The sequence below is a fragment of the Mesorhizobium sp. M7A.F.Ca.CA.001.08.2.1 genome, from assembly GCF_003998455.1.
In the GTDB taxonomy this organism is placed as follows: Bacteria; Pseudomonadota; Alphaproteobacteria; order Rhizobiales; family Rhizobiaceae; genus Mesorhizobium; species Mesorhizobium ciceri.
Genome location: NZ_RZPW01000792.1, coordinates 1 through 2,745, shown reverse-complemented (window position 1 = coordinate 2,745; position 2,745 = coordinate 1). Strand labels below are relative to the sequence as shown.

At 60.0% G+C, this 2,745-nt stretch carries 5 protein-coding genes; 2 read left to right on the top strand and 3 right to left on the bottom strand.

Translation table 11 applies throughout. From position 1 onward, the window contains the following. Both EN914_RS31000 and EN914_RS30995 read left to right on the top strand, forming a co-directional pair. Positions 1 to 379: uracil-DNA glycosylase family protein (locus EN914_RS31000; RefSeq protein WP_206527282.1), on the top strand; the 379-nt coding region annotated here is incomplete at its 5' end. Positions 380 to 487: 108 nt separating this feature from the next. After that, the gene (locus EN914_RS30995) at positions 488 to 979 is read left to right on the top strand and encodes an Lrp/AsnC family transcriptional regulator (RefSeq protein ID WP_006205209.1); all 492 of its coding nucleotides are present in this window, start codon (positions 488 to 490) and stop codon (positions 977 to 979) included. A 27-nt stretch (positions 980 to 1,006) separates the two neighbouring features. Here the strand turns inward: EN914_RS30995 and EN914_RS30990 are convergent, their stop codons facing one another. The 3 genes from EN914_RS30990 to EN914_RS30980 all read right to left on the bottom strand — a co-directional run. Next, positions 1,007 to 1,576, bottom strand: coding sequence for a DUF3299 domain-containing protein (locus tag EN914_RS30990; RefSeq protein WP_024503310.1), 570 nt, complete (start codon positions 1,574 to 1,576; stop codon positions 1,007 to 1,009). Between the two features lie 120 nt (positions 1,577 to 1,696). Beyond that, a complete protein-coding gene (locus EN914_RS30985; protein ID WP_024503309.1) occupies positions 1,697 to 2,401 on the bottom strand; it encodes a DNA alkylation repair protein in 705 nt (234 codons plus the stop codon). 9 nt (positions 2,402 to 2,410) lie between these two features. Further along, positions 2,411 to 2,745, bottom strand: a 335-nt coding sequence (locus tag EN914_RS30980; protein WP_164779032.1) for an NAD(P)-dependent oxidoreductase, incomplete at its 5' end; no start/stop codon positions are given.

Sequence of the window (2,745 nt, the reverse complement as noted above, 5' to 3'; positions counted from 1 at the left end):
CTACGACATCGAAAAATTCGCAATCGTCCCGATGGGCTTCTGCTTTCCCGGCCAGGATGCCAAGGGGGGAGATCTGCCGCCGAGGCGCGAATGCGCGGCGGCCTGGCGCGCACCTTTGATGGCCTCTATGCCACGGATCGATCTGGTGCTGACGATCGGTATCTACGCGCAGTCCTGGCACATGGGTGCGGCGCGCCGGCCCTCACTGACGGAAACGGTCATGGACTGGCGCTCCATCTGGGAGAATTCCATCGGTCCGAAAGTGCTGCCGCTGCCGCATCCCTCGTGGCGCAACACGGGCTGGCTGAAGAAGAATCCGTGGTTTGAAATGGATTTGCTGCCTTTTCTGCGTTCGGAAATCCGCTATCGCCTCGGCTGACCTTTCAGCAAGAAATCACTCGCTTTTTGCCCGATCAGCAGAATTTCTTTCTTGTGAAAGGCCTGGATAAGGCAGAGTATAGGCATTCTATTCCCTTGGGAGCACGATATGGATCGCCTCGATAGAAAAATTCTCCGCCTCTTGCAGGAGGACGCGACACTCGCGGTCGCCGATGTCGCCAAGAAAGTCGGGCTGTCGACGACGCCTTGCTGGAGACGCATCCAGAAGCTCGAGGAAGAGGGCGTCATCAAGCGGCGCGTTGCCATTCTCGACCATGAAAAGGTCAATGTGCGCGTCACCGTCTTCGTGTCGATCCGCACCAATTCGCATAGCCATGAATGGCTGCGGCGTTTCTCGGAAGTCATCCAGGAGTTTCCCGAGGTGGTCGAGTTCTACCGCATGAGCGGCGACGTCGATTATCTCCTGCGCGTCGTGGTGCCCGACATCGCCGCCTATGACGCCTTCTACAAGCGGCTGATTGCCAAGATCGAAATTCGTGACGTGTCGTCGTCCTTCGCCATGGAGCAGATCAAGTACACGACCGAAATCCCGCTCGACTACATGGTTCTGGACAAGGAATCGGGTGCCAACGCTGCCTGAGCTGAACGTCACATAAAGTCATCCCGCTTAGTTCTTCTTTTTGTTGAGGAAACTCCAGGGTGAGTTCACCGGCAGCGTGATCGTATCCGGCACGGTCTCGACGCTCACCACATCTGCCTTGCGCACGCTGTAGCCAGACTGGATGATGCTGACGCCGTCGAGGATGAACAGCTGGCTCTTCTCCATGTCCGGCTTCAGCGCGCCGGTGACCGCTACAGGCTGATAGGCCTCGGACATCTTGTAGGGATGGGCCGGCGTAACCAAGACAATCTGGTTGGGCGGCGGCGTCGGCATGTGACTGCAGGCACCCGTCCAGGGTACCAGCAGGAACTGGTAGACAAGATCACCGTCGCGATCGACCGGCAATGCGTAGCCGGCTAGCTGAATGCTTTTGTCCTGAAGATTGACGGACAGCGTTTCGCCATGGTCGGGCAATTTTGCCGCGATCATCGGCAGCCCGACGTTTTCGGCGGCGGATTGCGTAGCCGGACGCAGATCCTTCCAGAATATGTGCGCAGTCTCGGCCGAGGCATCGGCGGCAGCGGACACAAACAAAGCGGCAGCGAGCGCCAGGGTTGATTTTAGAGGATTGCTCATCGGCCGCTTCCTTTGAGCCTCAAGTAAAGACGCCGCTGCCAAAGACGTCAACGCTCGAGCCGCATCACATGTCGGCAGCCACTTCACATGTCGGAGATCCTGACATGGCGGAACGCGCCGTCAGCCTTTCCTGGCGGCGATCCGCGCGAGCGTCTTGGCATTGGTCAGCTCCCGTACGGCGTCCTTGCCGATCCAGCGCGCCGTGTTGTCTGTCGACTGCGCCAGCCGTTCGGCGACAGCCAGGGCGGCACCGTGCATGTCCATCGATCGTTTGCCGATCGACCGAAGCGCCCAGTTAACGGCTTTCTTCACGAAATTGCGGCTGTCGGCGGCATACGCTTCGATGATCGGCAGGAAGGCGAGGAAGGTCGTCCCTGGCTCCTGCTTCCGGTGGACGACAGACCAGGCCATCATGGCAAAGGCCGTGCGCCGAACGAATTCCCGCTCGTCGGCCGCGAACTCGGCGATCAGTTCCTTCCAGGCGTCCGTATCGACAAAGAGATCCGAGACACCGTCGACGATGTCCCAGGAGTCGAAACTCGCCGCCCATCTCCTTGCATCTCCAGCAGAAAACCGTTTCGGGTCAGCCGTGACGGAAGCGATGAACTGCGCCTCCACGATGCCGCTGTCCCACAGCTCGAAGGCGCGCTCGTGGTTGCGTTTGATCTTCCTGGCGATCTGCCGCTGCATACCGTGCGAGATGCCAAGCGCACGGTCGATCTTGATGCCGTAGCGCAACATGCCGAGGCGGTTCTCCTCGGATCCGATGGCGCGAAGATGGGCGACGATTTCCGCGGCACTGGATTGAGGCGAGAGCTCTGCCACGGCAGAGACCTATTTTTCGAGACGGGCGAGCAGCGAGGACGTGTCCCAGCGCTTGCCGCCCATCGCCTGCACATCCTTGTAGAACTGGTCGACGAGTGCGGTGACCGGCAGTCTGGCGCCATTGCGGTCGGCCTCGGCCAGGCAGATGCCGAGATCCTTGCGCATCCAGTCGACGGCGAAGCCGAAATCATATTTGCCGGCGTTCATCGTCTTGTGGCGGTTCTCCATCTGCCAGGAGCCCGCGGCGCCCTTGGAAATCACCTCGATCACCTTCTCGATGTCGAGCCCGGCCTTCTTGCCGAAATGGATGCCTTCGGCCAAGCCCTGGACGAGACCGGCTATGG

Bases quoted from the DNA above. Each gene is read 5' to 3' on its own strand.
- EN914_RS30995 (WP_006205209.1), top strand. From the start codon at position 488: ATGGATCGCCTCGATAGAAAAATTCTCCGCCTCTTGCAGGAGGACGCG.
- EN914_RS30990 (WP_024503310.1), bottom strand. From the start codon at position 1,576: ATGAGCAATCCTCTAAAATCAACCCTGGCGCTCGCTGCCGCTTTGTTT.